Source organism: Paenibacillus pasadenensis DSM 19293, assembly GCF_000422485.1.
Classification (GTDB): Bacteria; Bacillota; Bacilli; order Paenibacillales; family Paenibacillaceae; genus Paenibacillus_O; species Paenibacillus_O pasadenensis.
On the sequence record NZ_AULW01000001.1, the window covers coordinates 231627 to 250680 of the forward strand.

General features: G+C 57.9%; 16 protein-coding genes. All 16 read right to left on the reverse strand.

Annotated elements, in window-relative coordinates; genetic code table 11:
* Positions 1-424: 424 nt before the first annotated feature.
* Positions 425-5812, reverse strand: coding sequence for a PKD domain-containing protein (locus tag H582_RS31545; RefSeq protein ID WP_156876685.1), 5388 nt, complete (start codon positions 5810-5812; stop codon positions 425-427).
* Between the two features lie 703 nt (positions 5813-6515).
* Entirely contained in the window at positions 6516-7514 is a 999-nt protein-coding gene (locus H582_RS29675) for a copper amine oxidase N-terminal domain-containing protein (RefSeq protein ID WP_240478908.1), read from the reverse strand.
* A 235-nt stretch (positions 7515-7749) separates the two neighbouring features.
* Positions 7750-8247, reverse strand: a complete 498-nt coding sequence (locus H582_RS0101060) for a DivIVA domain-containing protein (protein ID WP_028596996.1) — start codon at positions 8245-8247, stop codon at positions 7750-7752.
* A gap of 252 nt (positions 8248-8499) precedes the next feature.
* Positions 8500-9282 (reverse strand): YlmH family RNA-binding protein, encoded by a 783-nt coding sequence (locus tag H582_RS0101065; RefSeq protein ID WP_028596997.1) that lies wholly within the window; start codon positions 9280-9282, stop codon positions 8500-8502.
* Position 9283: 1 nt separating this feature from the next.
* Entirely contained in the window at positions 9284-9559 is a 276-nt protein-coding gene (locus H582_RS0101070) for a YggT family protein (protein ID WP_028596998.1), read from the reverse strand.
* Positions 9560-9572: 13 nt separating this feature from the next.
* Positions 9573-10016 carry a cell division protein SepF gene (locus H582_RS0101075; RefSeq protein WP_028596999.1) on the reverse strand — a complete coding sequence of 148 codons (444 nt, stop codon included), beginning with the start codon at positions 10014-10016 and terminating at the stop codon, positions 9573-9575.
* Entirely contained in the window at positions 10013-10735 is a 723-nt protein-coding gene (locus H582_RS0101080; RefSeq protein WP_028597000.1) for a YggS family pyridoxal phosphate-dependent enzyme, read from the reverse strand. Before H582_RS0101080 ends, H582_RS0101075 begins: the two co-directional genes overlap by 4 nt.
* Positions 10736-10740: 5 nt before the next feature.
* Positions 10741-11604 carry a peptidoglycan editing factor PgeF gene (pgeF, locus tag H582_RS0101085; RefSeq protein ID WP_028597001.1) on the reverse strand — a complete coding sequence of 288 codons (864 nt, stop codon included), beginning with the start codon at positions 11602-11604 and terminating at the stop codon, positions 10741-10743.
* A gap of 48 nt (positions 11605-11652) precedes the next feature.
* Positions 11653-11952, reverse strand: coding sequence for a YlmC/YmxH family sporulation protein (locus tag H582_RS0101090; RefSeq protein WP_028597002.1), 300 nt, complete (start codon positions 11950-11952; stop codon positions 11653-11655).
* Between the two features lie 133 nt (positions 11953-12085).
* On the reverse strand, positions 12086-12868 hold the full coding sequence (sigG, locus tag H582_RS0101095) for an RNA polymerase sporulation sigma factor SigG (RefSeq protein WP_028597003.1): 783 nt from the start codon (positions 12866-12868) through the stop codon (positions 12086-12088).
* 201 nt (positions 12869-13069) lie between these two features.
* Entirely contained in the window at positions 13070-14272 is a 1203-nt protein-coding gene (locus tag H582_RS0101100) for a hypothetical protein (RefSeq protein ID WP_028597004.1), read from the reverse strand.
* 9 nt (positions 14273-14281) lie between these two features.
* Positions 14282-15127: a hypothetical protein gene (locus tag H582_RS0101105; RefSeq protein WP_028597005.1), complete on the reverse strand. Its 846-nt coding sequence runs from the start codon at positions 15125-15127 to the stop codon at positions 14282-14284.
* Positions 15124-15813 carry an ABC transporter ATP-binding protein gene (locus H582_RS0101110; protein ID WP_028597006.1) on the reverse strand — a complete coding sequence of 230 codons (690 nt, stop codon included), beginning with the start codon at positions 15811-15813 and terminating at the stop codon, positions 15124-15126. Before H582_RS0101110 ends, H582_RS0101105 begins: the two co-directional genes overlap by 4 nt.
* Positions 15810-16232: a GntR family transcriptional regulator gene (locus H582_RS0101115; protein ID WP_028597007.1), complete on the reverse strand. Its 423-nt coding sequence runs from the start codon at positions 16230-16232 to the stop codon at positions 15810-15812. The genes H582_RS0101110 and H582_RS0101115 overlap by 4 nt, the downstream gene beginning before the upstream one ends.
* Before the next feature lie 151 nt (positions 16233-16383).
* Positions 16384-18102 (reverse strand): ABC transporter ATP-binding protein, encoded by a 1719-nt coding sequence (locus H582_RS0101120; RefSeq protein WP_028597008.1) that lies wholly within the window; start codon positions 18100-18102, stop codon positions 16384-16386.
* Positions 18103-18302: 200 nt separating this feature from the next.
* A complete protein-coding gene (gene sigE, locus H582_RS0101125; protein ID WP_028597009.1) occupies positions 18303-19025 on the reverse strand; it encodes an RNA polymerase sporulation sigma factor SigE in 723 nt (240 codons plus the stop codon).
* Positions 19026-19054 lie beyond the last annotated feature (29 nt).

Below are 19054 nucleotides of genomic sequence, written 5' to 3' on the forward strand. Positions count from 1 at the left end.
TGAAAATAAAAAAGCCCGCCCCTTGGAAAGGGACGAGCGTAAACTCGCGATACCACCCTGATTCGAACGCATCGACAGCGGCCTGTCGATCCCGACAGCCGTCAGCGCGAGCGCTCCTCGGCAGCGGATCGAACCTGCGCAATCCGCGTTCCCTGTAACGGAGGACATCCGGCGGCGCTTACTGGGACCGTCCAGCCCTGGGGGCCGAAGCGGCCGATTCGGCGGCGCTTCTCGGAGAGGATGCACGTCTGGGTTCCGAACGCCGGCTTGCAGCTCTGGGCCGGCTCTCTGGGGATCTTCCCCGCAGGGCGCGTGTTCTCGTCAATGAAGTTGCTATAGTTACGGTCGGTCTATCATCGGCATTTCTATACTAGGTTATACCTCATACCGGCAAAAGGTGTCAACCGTCCGTCTGCGGCTGCCGCTATTGCTTGCGGTGCACGCCCGCGGCGCCGAGCGCCGAGCCGATGATGCGGATCGGCACGTCCGCCGTCTTGCGGGTGCCGTTGCGGTACACAACCTCGAAGCGGATCGTATAGTCGCCCTTGGACAGTCCATCCGTCAGATGCGCCCACCGCTCGTGATGCAGCTCGCCCGCATAATGGCGATCGGCCGTCACCGGCTTCAGGATGGAGCGTGCGTCCAGCCCGCCTCCGGCCGTCAAGCTTGCCGTCACCTGCAGCACCGGAGCCGGGACCGGATAGCCTTGCACGATCAGCTTCTCCCCGGCATAAAACTCCTTCGGATGCTGCGCCGTCTCGTGGCCGAGCCGGTCATGGATTTCCTTCCAGTCCGCCGTATGGCCGACATCGGCGCTCAGTCCAAGCGGCACGACCGGGATCGGCTTCGCCGCCGTCGCTTCCGCCTTGCCGTCGCTGACCGTCAGCGTCACCTGATAGGTGCCGGGCAAGGACCGTTCAAGGAGCGGCGGAGCCGCATGCAAGCTCGTCCGGCCCGACGGGTCGAGCACGGTCCATTTCGCCGTAAGCGCGTCTCCGTCCGGATCGGACGAGCGGTCGAGCAGCTGGATCGGGTCGCCTTCGTAGACCGGCTTCGGCGTCCAGTCGAAGTCCGCTGCCGGCGGGCGGTTCGTCTCGATGTAGAAGAACTTCGGCGCGCTCTCCCCCCAATCGAAGCCGTCCAAAACTTTGACCACGATGTAAAGATTCGTGTACTCCGGAAGATCGGCTGCGGGAATGTAGGTTTCGTCGCTCCCGTTCTTGATGCCCGAATCGTGGACGATGACGCCCCCATAGCGGTAAATCTTCACCTGGTACTTTGCTTGCGGATCGCTGTCCGCATCGCCATAGGTCCATTTGAATTTCGGGCGGAACTCAGTCAGCTTTTCCGGCTTCGTCTGATCGGCAGACGAAGGAGCGAAGATGTCCGCGGTCGGGATCCGATTGACGACTTGGACCGTTTTTGAAACCGTATCGGTCTGGCCCAGCTTGTCCTCCACCACCTGACGGATTCGGAAAGTTCCCATCGTGCTGAACGTCTTGGTCCAAATCGTTCGGCTTTGGCTGGCCATCATTTCCGTCCCGCCGTCCAAATTGCGGATGAAGTAGTCATGGGGAAGATTTTGCCGCGCCCCGTCTTCCTTGTCCCAGGCCGTTGAATCCATGCTGATCTCGACGCCTCGATACGTCGTCGTGCGGCTCAGGTTGAAGCCGGCGTGCGGAGGCTCGTCCGGCTGCGGCAGCGTGCCGACGTAGACGGTTTTCTCCGTGTAATCGCTCCAGGCTTCGTATTCATCCTTCACCGCCAGGCCAACCGTATATTCTCCGATTTCATCCGGGGTAACCAACTTGGTTCGAACGAATTTGCCCGATGGAGAGATATAATAAAACTTCTTCTCCAGCACGCCTTTTGTCCGGAAGTAGTCGATGCCCGTCGCTTCGGTCGAGTAATGGCTGCTCGACAAATACCGATCGGGGTCCCGGCTGCGGTCCGTCCACAAGACAGTCCCGTTCGATGCGAGCGAGACATCGAAATCGGAAATTGGCGGCCGGTGGATGATGACATCGCGTACCGACTCGTTGCTCTCCTTGCGGTATTCGTCGAAGTCCATCTTCGGATAGAAATAGTCAGGATGCGGATCATCCTTGGACTTGTAGCTGATTCGATACAAGCCCACCTTGTCGATGATAGCAGCAGGCGCTGTAAACCATTTCCCGCTCAAGGCAGAAGCTCCTGATTTGCCGTCCTGGGCATCGAGGAATTTCTGGGACAGCTGGACGTACTTCCATGAGGTCAGGTCCTTGATTAACGGATCGTTCTCCGTGTCCGTGTTCCGGATCGTATAGATCAGCGGTTTCCCGACGAGGCCGACGCCGTTCAGCACGGTCGCCGTACTGATTGGGGTCAGGTCCGTATAGCTCACCTGGAAAAATTCCGTTTTGGGAATCTCGGCGAACGGCCCAAACTTTCCTTCTGTGTACGTAGTCTCGTTGATGTCAATGACAGGCGTGCCGTCTACATAGACCTTGATCTTTCCGTCGAGAACTTGAATCTTAAACGTGTACTTTTGGGCCAGATTGATTGGATAGGATGCGCTTTGAAGCACCTTCCTCGTTCCTCCGGCGACCTGGACCAGGCTGACTGAGTCATGATTGACCTCGACGCGGTACATGTTCCGGTTATCCTGCGCGTGGAACGAATAGCCCGAATAGAGATACGACGGAGCTGACATGTTAAGCTTCATCTTGAAACTGTACGAGACATTCTTCATCTTTGCTTGACCGAGCAGTTGGTTGTGGGAAGAGATATAGGCTCCTTCCGGCCGACTTTCGCGAGGCGCATAGACTTCTGTTCGCCGGTCGTTGGTTGCCACCGTAAAAGCACCGTTGTTGATCGGCACGGCGAAATTGCCTACGGCCGCCAGCTGCGTGAGCGAGAAGTCGGACGTGCTGATCTTGTATAGCGTCTCCCGGTCTTGGAAGACGAAGTTGTTCTGATTATCAATCCGTATGTTTCTATAAATGGACTGCAGCTGAGGATAATCTCGGATGGTCGTTATCGTTCCGTTATCTTGAATTCGGATCAGCTTTGCCCCTCGCTCGTAGTTGTCCAGCAAAGCGTAGTTCGTATCGGTCACGTGCATGACTCGGGTCCCATAGTCAAAGCTGGAGATTGGATCCGCGTAGGAGTAGGGATGGTTCCGATCATAAACACCCGTGTTGGTTACGACCCATTTTCCATCAAACGTGACAAAGATACGGTCGTCTGGTGTACGAATAAGGTTCTGGTACCGGTCCGTGTCATCCTCCAGATTCCGGCTAAAATAGACTTTCGATGAACTGGAGAAGGTACGGTACGACGAGGTGACATAGTTCATGTCTTTATCGACGCTGCCGGCGACAATGGACTCGGCTCCGAGAATATAGTTATGCTCATATTCGGTGTTGTTGTACCATTGCTTTTCGCTCTTCACTCCGTCCCATGTGAACGATGTTTTTAGTGGAGTTCCGTTGCTGCTGTTCTGGTACTCCGCATAGTAGTAGAGATGGTCGGAAAAAGCTGTCGGCACGCTGCCTGCATTCAGGTTCGGCGTCGTTCCCAGTACCGTAGGGTAATCGACTTTGATCCATTTGCCGTTGGCATACACTTCTCCCCGTATGGCAAACGGGGTTCCGGCAGGATTAAGGAAGGAATCGGCGTAGTAACTTCTGATTTTGCTGGCATCGCCATACAGCCGGGTGTGCACAATCCCCGTGTACAGATCAACTGCAACGATGCCTTCTAGTCCCGTTCGGCTGCCGATTTTCACTCCATCCCGATAAAAATCGTACGTGTAGACGTACGTATTTTTATCGTAGTTGGAGATGGCCGTGACGCCGCCAGATAAAAGGGCTGACTGCATGAAACCGGTAAAGGAACGATCATCGACCGGATTGCTGCGTACGGTCCGAGGATATCCGTCGTTTCCAACCATGAAGAGCTCCGCGCGGTTGAACGTCGCCCACGGGGCAGCCAAGGCTCCATTTGCTGGATTGTAGACCCAGGAAGAAATTTTTGTCTCGGCTCCAAAGTTGCTGTTTCCCCACTTGGTGCGATCTTCTGCCATTGTTTTCGTGCTGATCGGTACCGACACAAGGGGTTCAGGCTCCAGGCTTTCGGAAGTGACGTCGAATGATACCTGCGGGGCGTCGTTGATGACCTCAAAGTCAAAGTAGCCTGTAGCCTCCTTGCCGTAGTCTTCTTTTACATACACTTTGAATCGATACCGGCCGACTTTGGCTCCTTTGAAGTCAAACGTCTTGTCTGCTCGCATGGTGATGGTGACTTCGGGTTCGGAGTAGTTGCCGTCATTATTCGCATCGTAGCGATACGCCACCTGGTTCAGGACGATATTGTCTCCGTCCGGAGAGTAGCTGGTGTTTTTGAACGCGACGCTTGCATTCCGTAGCGCTGGACTCGGAAACTCCAGCTTGGGAACCGGCGGCATGTCTTCGAGGACAGTAAGCATCTTTTCGGCCGGCTGAAGCGATTTCAAGCCTAAGCTGTCATAGACATCCAGCTTGATCTTGTACTCGCCCGGCGTGTCGTAGATTTCTCTGATGCCAGACCACTCGTCGCGAGCGTGGTCAATGGTCCGCCCTTTGATTGGACTGTAGCTGCTGTTAGCGTCAAATTTAGGGGAGTAGGGCCGGTCTTCCCGGATTTGAGATGGACCATTGATGATCGGAATCGGGTTGGGCGGCACGACATTGATGCTGGTGCATCCGCTGCCGGTGGCTCCCCACTGGTCCCGGACGGTGGCGCAGATGGAATAAAATCCATTCTGATCCATCGTGACGTTTGGATACTCCCACATCATCGTCTCGCCGCCGAATCGATTCGGAAGATTGCGAATCCATTCGCTGGAACTCCCGGAGAAGTCATAGCCTTCAAATGTTACGCTGTCCCCTGGATCGGGATCCGAAATGCTGAGCACGTTCAAGGTCAGACGCTCATTCTGCGGCGTTGAAGAGACCGGTTTCGTCGGATCACCGGACGGATCGATCCATCCGATTTTGATGACCGGCGGGCTGTTCTTGGACGGGCCGGTAATGGTCAACATCTTGGGGCCGACCTCGGCTTCCCCGCAGCTTGTCTTAAGGATCATGTACACCTGGAAGGTGCCGACGCCTAGAAGAGAAGGCCATCTCTCGAACGAATACGACGTCTCCGTGGAATAGTTGTAATACGCCGGGCTTGTATAGGTGTACGGCCCCTGCTTGATTTGCCAGGTATGAGAAACATAGGTGCACTGGTTCAGGACAAAATCTTTGGGTTTTAAAGAGAAGGTGTCCCGATAGGCGATAACCGGTTTTATGACGTCAAAATCGCCCGTGAAGCTTTTAGGCGCTTCCTCGTAAAAAAAGGATAAGTAAGCTTTAGGAACAGCTTTCGTCAGTTGTACTTGTTGATCCGGCTTGCTCGTCGGTATAGAGTCGAATGTTGTATACGAAAGATTAGATCCGATCAGGGTGCCGTAGCTCGTCGTTGCAGTATACGTCTTTGAGTAAGGAAGTGGGGATGCTTCCAAGCTTTCTTCGTTTTTATTGACGTAAGCTCCGGTCGGACCGGCTCGAACCATGTGACGGATATTCACTTCTCCTGCTGCTGGGTCTCCGCCTGATGTCTTTTTCTTGTAGTAAAGATTCAAGTTATAGGTGTCAAATAGTCCATTATAGGTAAACTTGCTCGGATTGCCCGATACAATTCCTCCTTCAGGCGCACCTCCAGTCGTGCTTTTCTTGTGTCCCACATATTCGTACTCTGCATGTGACTGAGGATTTCCCGTAGGGTATTGATTTCCTACCGTCATCCGATAGCTCTGAGCTGGGAAAACTTCATTAATCTTCGTGCCGTCCGTCAAATAATGATTTACGTTTACTTGTCCGTCTAGCTCAAATTCGAAGAGAACGGGGAAAAAGTATTTATAAGCTTTTACACCACTATTACAGGTACTGCAAGATCCATCGTTAGTCCTAGAGTCGTAGTTCTCTGGAGAATCCAGATCCCCCACGATTTTTAGATGGAATGTTACCGTACTTGTTCCAATTCCTCCTCGGTTAGTCACCTGAGGAGTTCCGTTCTTATCTCGAGTATTTGGGACATACCGTACATAATCAGGCCATGTCTTCTTATCTGGTTTATTTGAAGCGATGTCCATCCTTGAATTATTAAAATAGTCTATATTTTCTCCGGTATAAGAAAAGCTCAATACATTGACAGTTTTAATCGACCTTCCGGGAAATGAGAATCTATAATCGTCTTCCATAACTCGATTTGCACCACCGGGTTTGTCTTGACCACTCCAGCTTCCTCCAGAATTAGACATGATCTCGTAAGACATAAATCCTACCCCGTACCACTTGTTTTTACTCGAATTATACACTGGCTGTATATTAGCACTACCGTCAACATCGGCACTAGCTTTCTGAATCGGGTAGAAAGGTAACGCAGTCATTAATAGAAAGAATATTAAAATTCGCGTTAGATTTTTCACCTTCTATGCACCCCGCAACTTATTTCCAAGGATTTTTTGAAATTACTGCCACATCACTAAATGCCGTTAAATAAACGTAGGAAGGTTTAGAGGGATCAAATCTCTCCCAATCCTTATCATCATAATTTTCCATATCCACACTTGCAATTTTGGGGAAATAGTTTATTACCGAAGTATTCCCTAGTGATCGCATTGCTCTTATCTCGGTTCTTGTTCTAGGTTTTTTATCGGTTTCCAGAAAACTGATACTCATTGGGAATGAACCCCTATAAGAAGTATAAAGAGCAAGGTAATCCTCGTTTTTCGAGTTAACCGTCTTTTCTGCACGATAGAACACCCTTCCGTCAGCATTAAACGGGTAATCACTTCTATCGACTAAATAAACCTTTACATACTCGCCTTCCTTTAGTGGGTTATTAATCATGAACGGGTATTTGTACAAGTAGGAATAGAATTCCTTTCCCGATTTCAACTCTCCGACTGCATCTATCTGAGGGATATCTTTATTCCCAATCCAAACAAACTGATTCGTACTGTCCCACTCCACGACTTCCCCGAAGCTCTCCGAAATCACCCGAATTGGGACCATCGTCGAACCTGCAGAGGTGAACGACGCCCCGATGTCTGTCAGTGCCTTATCGTTTACAAGGACCCGCTTCGTTCCAATCGTAAGCTGAATTTTCTTGCCCTCTTTGGTGATTGTCACTTCTTTCCCGGAATAAGCCACCTTGGCACCCAGCGTCTCGGATACGGCCCGGATCGGAACGAAAACGGAACCATCTTTGAGCTGCGCTTTGCCTCCTGGCGTTTCGATCTTCCTCGCGTTATACAAGACCTCTACCTGCACCTTCGGCTTGATGACCGTATAGTCGAATCCCGCATAGGCAGGATCAGCAAAAATGAATCCGCTTCCTGCCACGACTGATAATGAAATTACGCTCGAAATGGCTTTAAGCACTGCATTGTTGGCACCTCTAACCGCTCCGGTCCGTCCTGCCTTAACAACTGTCTTTTTCATCTTCTTCACTCACCCTTCTCCACCTTTTGTATATGCGGCCGCTTGCCTTCCGCCGGCTATTCTTTATGCTCCAAAACTCTTGAATCCCCTTCGCTCATCCTCCTTTATCGGCAGCTCGGAGACGCCTGGACATAATTCCAAGGAAGTTTAACCCAGAAAAAAGGCAAAAAGCACCCGTTCGCGTGTTGCTCGTGCGAACGGGTGCTTCCCGTAGCGGATGGCTATGCGGTTGAACTCAGCGGCTCGAATGCTCGATCGACAGCGTGCTCGATGCGCTCTCAAGCTTGTCCCAGCCGTCTTGGGACAGCAGCTCCAGCTGCGCCTCGACGAGCGTGCGGAACCGCGTGCGGTAGATGGAGGCCTGCTTCTTAAGCTCCTCGACCTCTAGGCTCACCTTGCGGGACTTCATCAGCGAATCGTTGACGATGCGGTCCGCATTCTTCTCCGCTTCCTTGATGATGAGCTGGGCTTCCTTCTTGGCGTTGCCCTTGACTTCGTCGGCCGCTTCCTGCGCCACGATGATAGTCTTGCTGAGCGTTTCCTCAATATTGGCGAAATGATTCAGCTTCTCCTGCAGGTTGAGAATTTGGTTTTGCAGGTCCTTGTTTTCCCGGATCAGCGCCTCGTAATCCTTGATGACCTGATCGAGGAACTCGTTGACCTCATCCTCGTCATACCCGCGAAGTCTCCGGCCGAACTCCTTGTTATGTATGTCCAATGGCGTCAGCGGCATTGGGGCACCTCCTGCTTGGTTGGATTCCTGATGTCTTGGCCGTCCATGGTGTGGCTTATTAATTTCGACAGGTAAAGGCATTTTCCTGCAAAATCCACACGCCGCGAAAAAAAAGACGTCCTTTTTACTATCGGCAAAAACAGACCCCTTCAACAGAGCCTTCGCCCTGTAAAAAAAAGGATGACCCCGGCCTGTCCTGCATTCGCGGCGGCGGGTCATCCAGCGCGCCATCCGGCGACGCTTCCTGCTTTGCTAAACGTATTTGCCCGCGCGCACGCGGATGCGGCCTTTTTTGGTGACGCCGTCGACCTCAAGCAGCTTGAATCGCCCCAGCCCCTTGATGGAGACGACGTCCCCTTCGCGCAGCGGCTTGGACGGGTCCTCCTCGGTGCGCCAGTTGACGCGGCAGCGGCCGGCGCGGATCGGATCGACGATCTTCGTCCGGCTGATCCGGAAGACGTCGCTGGCGACGCCGTCCAGCCGCAGCGAGGCGACGGTGAACGTCATCTCGTCCATCTCCACGGCGACGGGGCGCAGCGCCTCCAACGGCTTGGCGGAGGTCAGCACGTTCACCCGGTGGACTTGACGCAGATGGACGTTAAGAAAATCGGCGATGTCCGACGCCACGAGCAGCTGCGCGCCCTCGTCGCCGACGTGGATGTCGCCGATGCGGTCGCGCTTGATGCCGAGGCCGAGCACCGCGCCCAGATAATCGCCGTGATCGAGCTCCAGCCGCCCGCCGGACGGCGCTTCGATGTCGAGCACGACGATGGCGATGTCCTCCGCATCGAGGTATCGGTACTCGGGCGCGATGAGCGCTCTCCGGCGCTCCGCGCCCTCGTAGCCTCCGTCGAGCCGAACCGTCACCGCCGGCTCGCGATTGGCCAGAGACAGCAGGATGCTCTGCTGGCGCGGATCTAAAAAATCGGTCCGCTTGAGCTCATGGAGCTCCGCGGACCGCTCGATCCATTCCAGCACGCGATCCACGAAGGGCCGCTCTTCCGGAAGGAAATGATCGTAAAACCCCGACATCATCCTAGCGTCCGATCAGGAAATCCAGAACTCCGATCAGCCCGTACGCGACGAAGCGAAGCGCGAACAGGGCGACGATCGGGCTGATGTCGAGCATGCCGCCGATCGGCGGGATGAAGCGGCGGAAAATGCTCAGGTAGGGCTCGACCAGCTTGCCCAGAAACTCGCCGATAAAGCTCTCGCGCGCGTTGGGCAGCCAGGAGAGCAGAATATAGCCGATGATCATGAAGCTGTAGATCGTCTCAAGCGTATTGATGAGACGGACGTAGTCGAATCCCAACGGTTAGGTCACCTCATCTTTTTCTGAAGTCTTCTTCTGCCAGCATTTCCGTTATGGTGCCCTGAACATCGACTGAATCCGGCGTGCACAAGAAAATATTTGGACCGAGCTTGGAAATATGCCCGTTCAGCGCATAGACCGTGCCGCTCAGGAAATCGACGATGCGGACGGCGAGGTCCGTGCGGACGCGCTGCAGGTTCACGATGACCGAGCGCCGGTTGCGCAGATGGTCCGCGATTTCCTGAGCCTCGTCGTAGGAACGCGGCTCGTTCAGCACGACCCGCATGTTCTTCTGGGAATGGATGCTGACGATGTTGCTGCCTTTGGATTGCTTACGCGTTTCGGCCGGTGAGGTTTCAACTTCCTGCTCGTCATGCGCCTGTACGGTCTCGCGCTCGATGATCTCCTCCTCGTCCTGCAGGCCGAGGAAATTCATGAACCGGTTCATCACCTTCACACACGCTCCTCCTCATGGCCCACCAGGACGGTTCCAAGCCTCACCCGGGTGGCGCCTTCCTCAATCGCGATCTCGAAATCGTTGGACATGCCCATCGACAGCTCTCTCAGCGGCTCCGCGAACCAGCCCTTGGCGTTGGCCTCGTCGCGCAGCTCGCGCAGCCGGCGGAATACCGGCCGAGTCGCCTCCGGGTCCTCCTCATGCGGAGCCATCGTCATCAGCCCGACCGGGAGGACGGACGGATAATCCCGCAGCCCCCTCGCCAGCTCCTCCAGATCCGCCGGCTCCAGGCCGTGCTTGGACAGCTCGCCGGAGACGTTCACCTGGATGAAGCAGGGCACCTGGATGCCGAGCGCGGCCGCCTTGCGGTGTATCGCCTCCGCCAGCGGGAGCCTGTCCAGCGAATGGATGTATGTAAACTTGCCTACGACGTCCTTGGCCTTGTTGGTCTGCAGCGAGCCGATGAAATGCCACTCGACAGATTCTCCCGTCCGGTCCGCTCCGTACTCCTCCGCCAGCGCCTCCCACTTGGCGCGGGCGTCCTGCCAGCGGTTCTCGCCGAGCTGGCGGCAGCCCGCCGCCAGCGCCTCGCGCGTCCGTTCCAGCGAGACATACTTGGTGACCGCGATGACGCTCACCTCGCGGGGATCGCGCCCCGCACGGCGGCACGCCTCCGCGATCCTCCGGTCTACTTGCGCCTTGCGCTCCAAGAGCGGCATCGGCGTCACCTGCCCTTCATGCCGATCCAGCTCGCCATCCTTCCCGTACGCCCTCCCTCCATGCGGTGGGAGAAGAACAGGTCGCGGCGGCAGCCGGTGCACCACTCCGAACATTCGATACGGGTCGGCAAAATTCCTGCTTTTATCATAATCTGTCGGTTCAGCTCTTTCAAGTTCAGGCGGCCGTGCCCTGGCGACGACGGCTCGATCGTCTCGGCCAGCCGGACGATGCCCGCCTCCGCCAGCTCTGCGAGCAGCGGCCGGACGCGCTCGAGCACCGGCTCATCCACCTCGTAGCAGCACGGACCGATGGACGGACCGATCGCCGCGCGGATGTCCGCCGGCACGCTGCCGTAACGCTCCGCCATCGCCTCGACCGTGCGGCGGGCGATCTCGAGCACGGTGCCTTTCCAGCCGGCATGGGCCAGCGCGACCGCCTCTCGGACGGGGTCCCAGAAATAAAGCGGCACGCAGTCGGCATACAAGGAGACGAGCAGCACGCCGGGCTCATCCGTCATGAGCGCGTCGGTGTCCGGCACGGCCGTCGCACGGCTCGACAAGCCCCGCCCCGCGTCCGCCGCACCGACCGCCTGCACCGCGCAGCCGTGCACCTGCTCGCCGCAGACGAACGCCTCCGCCGGCCAGCCGAGAGCCTCCGTCAGCCGGCGGCGGTTGTCGACGACGTCCGCATCGCGGTCGCCGACATGCAGGCCGAGGTTGAGCGACGCCCACGGCTCCCCGCTCTTCCCGCCGCCTCGTCCCGTGAAGCCGGCCGTAAGTCCGTCCTTTTCCTTTACCCATGATTCCAACAAAAAAAGCGAAGCTTCCTTCGCCTCATCCCGTCTATGTCGCTGAACGAACGGCTCCATCCGATCCTCACCTCGTCGTCTAGTGTAGCACGAGCCGCTCCGTCCCCGCTACGGCTCCCGCCGCTGCAGCGGCTTCACCTGAATGTCGTCGTCCTCCAGATACGTCTTCGCGCCGGCATTCTCCATGCGCACGAGCACGACGTCGGCTCCGATCTTGACGATGTTGCGCCATGGGATGACGAGCTCGCTGCCGTTGCCGAACATGCCGAAAAACTTCGTGTAATGCGGCACGACGATCGATTCGATCCGCCCCTGCCGAAGGTCGATCTCCATGTCGGTGATCTGGCCCAGACGCTTGCCGTCGATGATATTGATGACATCCTTCGTCTGAAAGTCGGAGATTTTCATGATCATGAGGCGCACTTCCCGTCCTAGGATGGTTTCGGTCCCTTCCATGTATATGTTCCGGACGAGGCGAACAGCCCTCCGGACGCGGAAAAAAAGGCGCCGATCGGCGCCCTTTGAGTTCTGAATCCGCTATTCAGGTCTTCACATGCTTCTGCAGCTGCTGGATGGCCGACTTCTCGAGGCGCGACACCTGAGCCTGGCTGATGCCGATCTCGTCCGCGACCTCCATCTGCGTCTTGCCCTCGAAAAACCTCATGGAGAGGATCATCTTCTCGCGCTGGGCGAGCTTGTGCATCGCCTCGCGCAGCGCGATCTCCTCGATCCAGCCGACATCCTTGTTGCGGTCGTCGCTGATCTGGTCCATGACGTAGATCGGATCGCCGCCGTCGTGGTAGATCGGCTCGAACAGCGAGACCGGATCCTGGATCGCGTCCAGCGCGAACACGACATCCTCCTTGGGCACGCCGAGCGCCTCGGAAATCTCGAAAATCGTCGGCTCGCGGGAATTCTGGTTCGTCAGCGCGTCGCGCACCTGCAGCGCCTTGTAGGCGATGTCGCGCAGGGAGCGGGAGACGCGGATCGGATTGTTGTCCCGCAAATAGCGCCGGATCTCGCCGATGATCATCGGCACGGCGTAGGTCGAGAACTTGACGTTCTGACCGAGATCAAAGTTATCGATGGCCTTCATCAGCCCGATGCAGCCGACCTGGAACAGATCGTCCACGAACTCTCCGCGATTGTTGAACCGCTGGATGACGCTGAGCACCAGCCGCAGGTTTCCATTCACCAGCTTCTCTCTGGCCGACCACTCGTTTTTCGTCTGAAGAGCGGTGAACAGCTCTCTCATTTCAACATTGGTAAGGACGGGGAGTTTGGCGGTATCCACTCCACAGATCTCGACTTTATTTCGGGTCAACGTGACTACCTCCCAAGGAGAAACATTAATAAGCATTATCTCCTCGGGCTTCATTTTTATTCCTGCCGGAAGCTCCGTCCGCATCCCCCGAGAGCATCCGGTAAGCGCCTTCAGGCAGGCGCCGGAAGGGTTTCCCCATCGCCAGCGCGAGATAAAAAAAAACGGGGCAGGATTGCCCCGGCTTGGGCCGGCATAGACGGTTCATTTCCCATAGAAATTCAAGGAGAAATACTTGTAGTCGACCGGCTCCGCGCGCGGATCGGCCTGCTCCACGCTGCCCCGGTACAGGACGCGGCGCGAAGCTTCGTCGTAGACGACGACGGTCGGTTTTTTGCCGGCCAAGAAGTTGTCGTAGATCCGGCCGTCCTGCAGCCTGACGCTCCGTTGCGGAATGTCGGACTCTTCGAGCGGAAGCGGCTCCGCAGCCGCCTCTCCCGAGCGCGGGTCGAGGAAGTGGATGACCGGCTTTTCAATGTGCTCCTTGAAAGCATAGAGAATTCCGCCGTGCAGGCGCGGCTCCAGCCCTTGCTTGAGCCGATCCATGCCCGCCTTGGGCAGCTCCCAGGTCTCGCCGCTGGCATAATCGTAGCCGACGAGGCGCCACTCCTGCAGCAATGGCGGCGACGGCTGTTCCTGGTTCGTCCCATCATCATGCTTGAGCCGCTTCACGTTCAGCATGACGATGCCGGAGGCGTCCATTTGCCGCACTTCCTCGATGAGCTCCACAGTCGTTTCGCGAGGCAGCTCCGTTTCAGGCGCATTACGGAAAACCTCGACCGTGCCGACACGCTCTCCGGAGGCGCTGTCTACAATGTGGTCCTCGTAAACCCACAGACGCTGCCCCTCCGTCAACGGCGAGTAGTCGCCGCGGACCAAAAGATGGATCCGTCCGTTCTCCAGCTGCACGTCCACGATGCTGCGGTTGTAAGAATGAAAATCAGACTGCTTCGTTCCTGCCGGAAGCTCGATCGGAACCTCGAGCTCGCGGACGCCGCCGCTCGCCCGGTCAAGCAGGCGGACGTCGATCGTCGAGCGCTCGTCGTCCAGATCGGCTCCGATGACCGTAGCGTCATCCCGATAGTACGAATCATCCATCCGATGGCCCCTCATGAACGAGCGATGGGCGAGAATGAGCTCGTTCCGCTCCGAGTAGTAGTGGTCCGGCTCCATCAAGTCATGGAACGGCGCGGAAAGGAACCTGCTGCCGGTCCGCTCTCTGCCGCCGTCAGCCGTCAATCGGGAGCCGAGGCCGTCCAGGACGAAGCCGTTCATGACCGCTGCGTCCCCCTCCTCCGTCGTCAGCCGGTAAGGAGGCTTGCGATCCGCTGACGCCGCGGCAACGTAACCGATCAGGACGAGCGCGCTGAGCGCCGCCAGTCCGATGCTGTATCCGTATTTTTTCATAAGTCCTCCTTAGACCGAGACCTTGCCGCGCAGCAGACGCCAGCCGAGCCAGAGGGCCGCTGCCGCGCTGACGAGCAGCACGCCGATGAAGAGCGCCAGCAGCTCGGTAGGGTAAAGAAAGCTGCCCCTGTCCTCCGCCCCTGCCCATAGCCAGACGAGCAGCACGAACGCCGCCGCGCTGAGCGCCAAGCCTCCGAGCAGTCCTTTGAGCCGGTAGCTGCGCTCGAGCAGCGCCGTCGTGAACAGCAGCAGCACGATGACGAGGCCGAGGCCGTACACGAGCAGGAATTCCGTCAGCCGCACCGGAATGAAGATGACGAGATCCGTGCTTCGGATCGTATCGATGAACGTTCGTTCGATGCGCAGCTGGTGCGGAATCTGGACGTGGTACAGCAGCATCTGTCCGGCGACGATGACGATCTGCCAAGCGAACAGGCTGAAGACGAACGTCAGGATCGCCGCCAGCTTGGACAGATAGAGCAGGAAACGGGGATGAGGCAGCATGAGCAGCCGGTAGGCGAAGCTCGCCCGGCCGAACCAATCCCGGTACCAGATGATCAGCGTGTAGGCGGCGACGACGACGATGCAGCAGGCGATCGCGACGCCCGTAACGCCGTCCAGCTCTCCAAGCAGCTCCAGCAGGGAAAGGCCGCTGTTTTGGAGCTTGAATTCGGCGAGCGTCATGCCGCTCCGCTCGATCTGGCTTTCGATCTGGCTGAGCCGGGTTCGGGTCACCATCGACAGCCCGCCAAGCTGGATCAGCGCGACGAGCGCCATCAAGCCGAGGAGAATGCCGCGGAACCGGCGGATTTCCAGATCCGCCAGCTTGAGCAGCGCAATCAGATTCGTCTTCATCCCCGGTACACCTCCCTCATGACGTCGATGACCGACTTGCCGTGCTCCTCGCGCATCTGCTCGCAGTCGAAGTCGCGGACGACGCGGCCTTGATCCAGCAGCACCGCATGGTCGATCAGATGCTCGATGTCGCCGATCTCATGCGTCGTGATGAGCACGCCCCGGTCCTCGACGAGCTGGCTCGTGAACACCTCGGCGATCAGCTCGCGGCTGAACAGGTCGATGCCGGAGAAGGGCTCGTCCATGAGCACGTAGTCGACGTCCTGCGCCATGCCGAGCACGAGGTTGAACTTCATCGCCGTGCCCTTGGACAGGCGGCCGATCTTCTCTCCCCGCTCCAGGCGGAAAAAGCTCATCAGATCCTCGGCTCGCGCCGGATTCCAGCGCGGATAGAAGTCGGCCATGAACTGCAGGCCGTCGCGCAGCCGCATCGAGCCCGGCATCGTCAGCCGGTCGGGGATGAAGGCGATCGTATTGTATGCCGCGGGCGAGATCGCCTGGCCGCCGATGCGGATGCTCCCGCCGTCGATCGGCGTCAGCCCCATGATCGCCTTCAGCACCGTCGACTTGCCGGCGCCGTTCAGTCCGATCAGGCTGGTGATCTGCCCCTTCTGCGCCTGGAACGAGACGCCGCCGAGCACTTGCTTGCGCCGGTATTTCTTGCGGATGTCGCTGACCTCGATCATGGCAGCGGCCCTCCCTCGCTCGGCTCAGCCGCTGCTTCGCCCCGCCCGTATTTCTCGCGCACGAGCTCGACCAGCTCCTCGACCGGAGCGTCCAGACGGCGCACCGATTCGACGAATGCCTGAACCGCCTCGCCGAGCAGCTCGGAGCGGATGCTTCTCAGCGTGGCCGCGTCGCTGGTGATCCGGCTGGGAGAATTGCCTTCCGTGACGATCAATTGCTGTTCCTCCATTTCCTTGTACGCCTTCTGGGCCGTATTGGGGTTGATCTTCATCCGCGCCGCGAGCTCCCTGCGGGAAGGCACATGCTGTCCCGCCTCCAGCCAGCCGGTCGCGATCAGCTCCTTGAAGTGCCGGACGACCTGCAGGTAGACCGGATCGCGGCTGTTCATGGCCAGCTCCGGCCATTCGTCGATGCCCATCTCACACCTCGCTTCTAAGTGTGTGTACTACTTGGTTCATACACGATCTATGTGTATTATGCGCATCATACACCTGACTGTCAATGGCTTGCAAAAAAATAGCCGCCCTCCACGATGGGAAGGCGGCGTTTCGAACTTGCCGAGATTCGTCTTACGCCTGGCTCATCTGGGCGACATGCAGGCGGCTGTAGATGCCTCCGGCCGCGACCAGTTCCTGATGCCGGCCTTCCTCGGCGATGCCGCTGCTGTTGACGACGAGGATGCGGTCGGCGCTCCGCACCGTGCTGAGGCGATGCGCGATGACCAGCGTCGTGCGGCCGACGGACAGCTCCGCCAGCGCCGCCTGGATCGCCGCCTCCGTCTCGGTGTCGAGCGCGGAGGTCGCCTCGTCGAGGATGAGGATCGGCGGGTTTTTGAGGAACATGCGGGCGATGCTCATCCGCTGCTTCTGCCCGCCGGACAGCTTGACGCCGCGCTCGCCGATGACCGTGTCCATGCCGTCCGGCAGCGAGCGGATCAGCTCGTCGAGCGACGCCCGGCGCGCGGCGTCCCATACCTGCTCGTCGGTCGCGCCCAGGTCGCCGTAGGCGATGTTCTCGCGGATCGTGCCCGAGAACAGGAACACGTCCTGCTGCACGATGCCGATGTTGCGACGCAGCGACTCCACCGTCACGTCGCGGATGTCATGGCCGTCGACGGTGATCGAGCCGCCGTCGACCTCGTAGAAGCGCGGCAGCAGGCTGCAGATCGTCGTCTTGCCGGCTCCGGAGGGACCGACGAAGGCGACCGTCTCGCCCGGCCGGATCGTCAGGTCGATGCCCTTCAGGATCGGGCGGCCCGGCTCGTAGCTGAAGCTTACGTTCTTGAACTCGATCGCGCCCTTCGCCCGCTCGAGGACGGCGGCGTCCGGCTTGTCCTTGATGTCCGGATCGGTGTCCATGATCTCGCAGTAGCGGCCGAAGCCGGCGATGCCCTTGGGATAGCTCTCGATGATGGCGTTGATCTTCTCGATCGGACGGAAGAACACGTTGGAGAGCAGCAGGAACGCCAGGAACTCGCCCATCTCGATGCGGCCATCGATATAGAACCAGGCTCCGAACAGCAGGATCAGCACCGTGATGAGCCGCATCATCACGTAGTTGAGCGTCATGCTGGCGGACAGCGTCTTGTAGGCGATCAGCTTGGTCTGGCGGTAGTTCGCGTTCTCGACCGCGAACAGCTTGTTCTCATGCTCCTCGTTGGCGAACGACTGCACGACGCGGATGCCGCCGACGTTGTCCTCGATACGGGCGTTGAAGTTGCCGACGTTGCCGAACATCCGGCCGTACGTCTGCCCCATCCGCTTGCCGAAGTAGATGATCATCCAGGCGAGCACCGGCACGATGATGAAGCTGATGATCGCCAGCTCCAGGTTGAGGTACGCCATCAGGCCGAACGCCCCGACGAGCGTCATGACGGCGATGAACGCATCCTCCGGACCGTGATGCGCGAGCTCGCCGATGTCGTTGAGGTCGTTGGTCATGCGGCCGATCAGATGCCCGGTCTTGTTGTTGTCGAAAAAGCGGAAGCTGAGCTTCTGCACATGGCCGAACAGGTTGCGCCGCATGTCGGTCTCGATGTTGATGCCGAGCATATGGCCCCAGTAGGTGACGATGTAGTTCAGCAGCGCCGTGACGCCATAGACGGCCAGCAGGCCGACCGACGCCCAGACGATGAGGCTCCAGTTGCCGGTAGGCAGCAGGTCGTCCGTGAAGCGGCCGACGGCGATCGGGAACGCGAGCTCCAGCAGGCCGGCGATGACGGCGCAGGTGAAGTCGAGGATGAACAGTCCTTTGTACGGACGATAGTACGAGAAGAATCGGCGGAGCATTTCTTCACTCATTTCTGCGTTGAATTATGAAAGGAAAACCTATACAAACATTGTAGTGAGACTCGTTCTCAAAATCAAAGCTTTTTTTCATTAAAGTTGTTTTTTCCGAAAAAGCCGCGAAAAAACCGGCATCTGCAGCGATGCCGGCCGTCCTCATTCCGTCTGCCCTCCGCCTCGAGCCGCTTGGCGCCGGGCCGGGCTCAGACCATCTTGTTGAACTCCTTGCGCAGCCGCTTGATGATCCGCTTCTCCAGCCGCGAGATGTACGACTGCGAGATGCCGAGCTGGTCGGCGACGTCCTTCTGCGTCTTCTCTTCCCCGTCGGCAAGGCCGAAGCGCAGCTCCATGATGATGCGCTCGCGCTCGGTGAGCTTGTCAAGCGCCTTGTGCAGCAGCTTGCGGTCGACCTGCTCCTCGATGTTGCGGTAGATCGTGTCGTTCTCCGTGCCGAGCACGTCCGACAGCAGCAGCTCGTTGCCGTCCCAGTCGATGTTGAGCGGCTCGTCGAAGCTGACTTCCGTCCGCGTCTTGCTGTTGCGCCGCAGGAACATGAGGATCTCGTTCTCGATGCAGCGGGAGGCGTACGTCGCGAGCTTGATCTTCTTCTCGGGATCGAACGTATTGACCGCCTTGATCAGTCCGATCGCTCCGATCGACACGAGATCCTCGATGTGGATGCCGGTGTTCTCGAATTTGCGCGCGATGTAGACGACGAGCCGCAAATTGCGCTCGATGAGCATCGCCCGGATCGCGCTGTCGCCGGACGGCAGCCGCTCCAGCAAATACTCCTCCTCTTCCCGGGTGAGCGGGGGAGGCAGCGCCTCGCTGCCTCCGATGTAGTAGATTTCCTGGCTTTTCAGCCCGAGCAGGAACAGCAGCCGGTAATAGTACAGATGCAGGTTCAAGCGCAGCTTCACCATCATGGGGTCTCCATCTCCTTCGATTCTGGGAT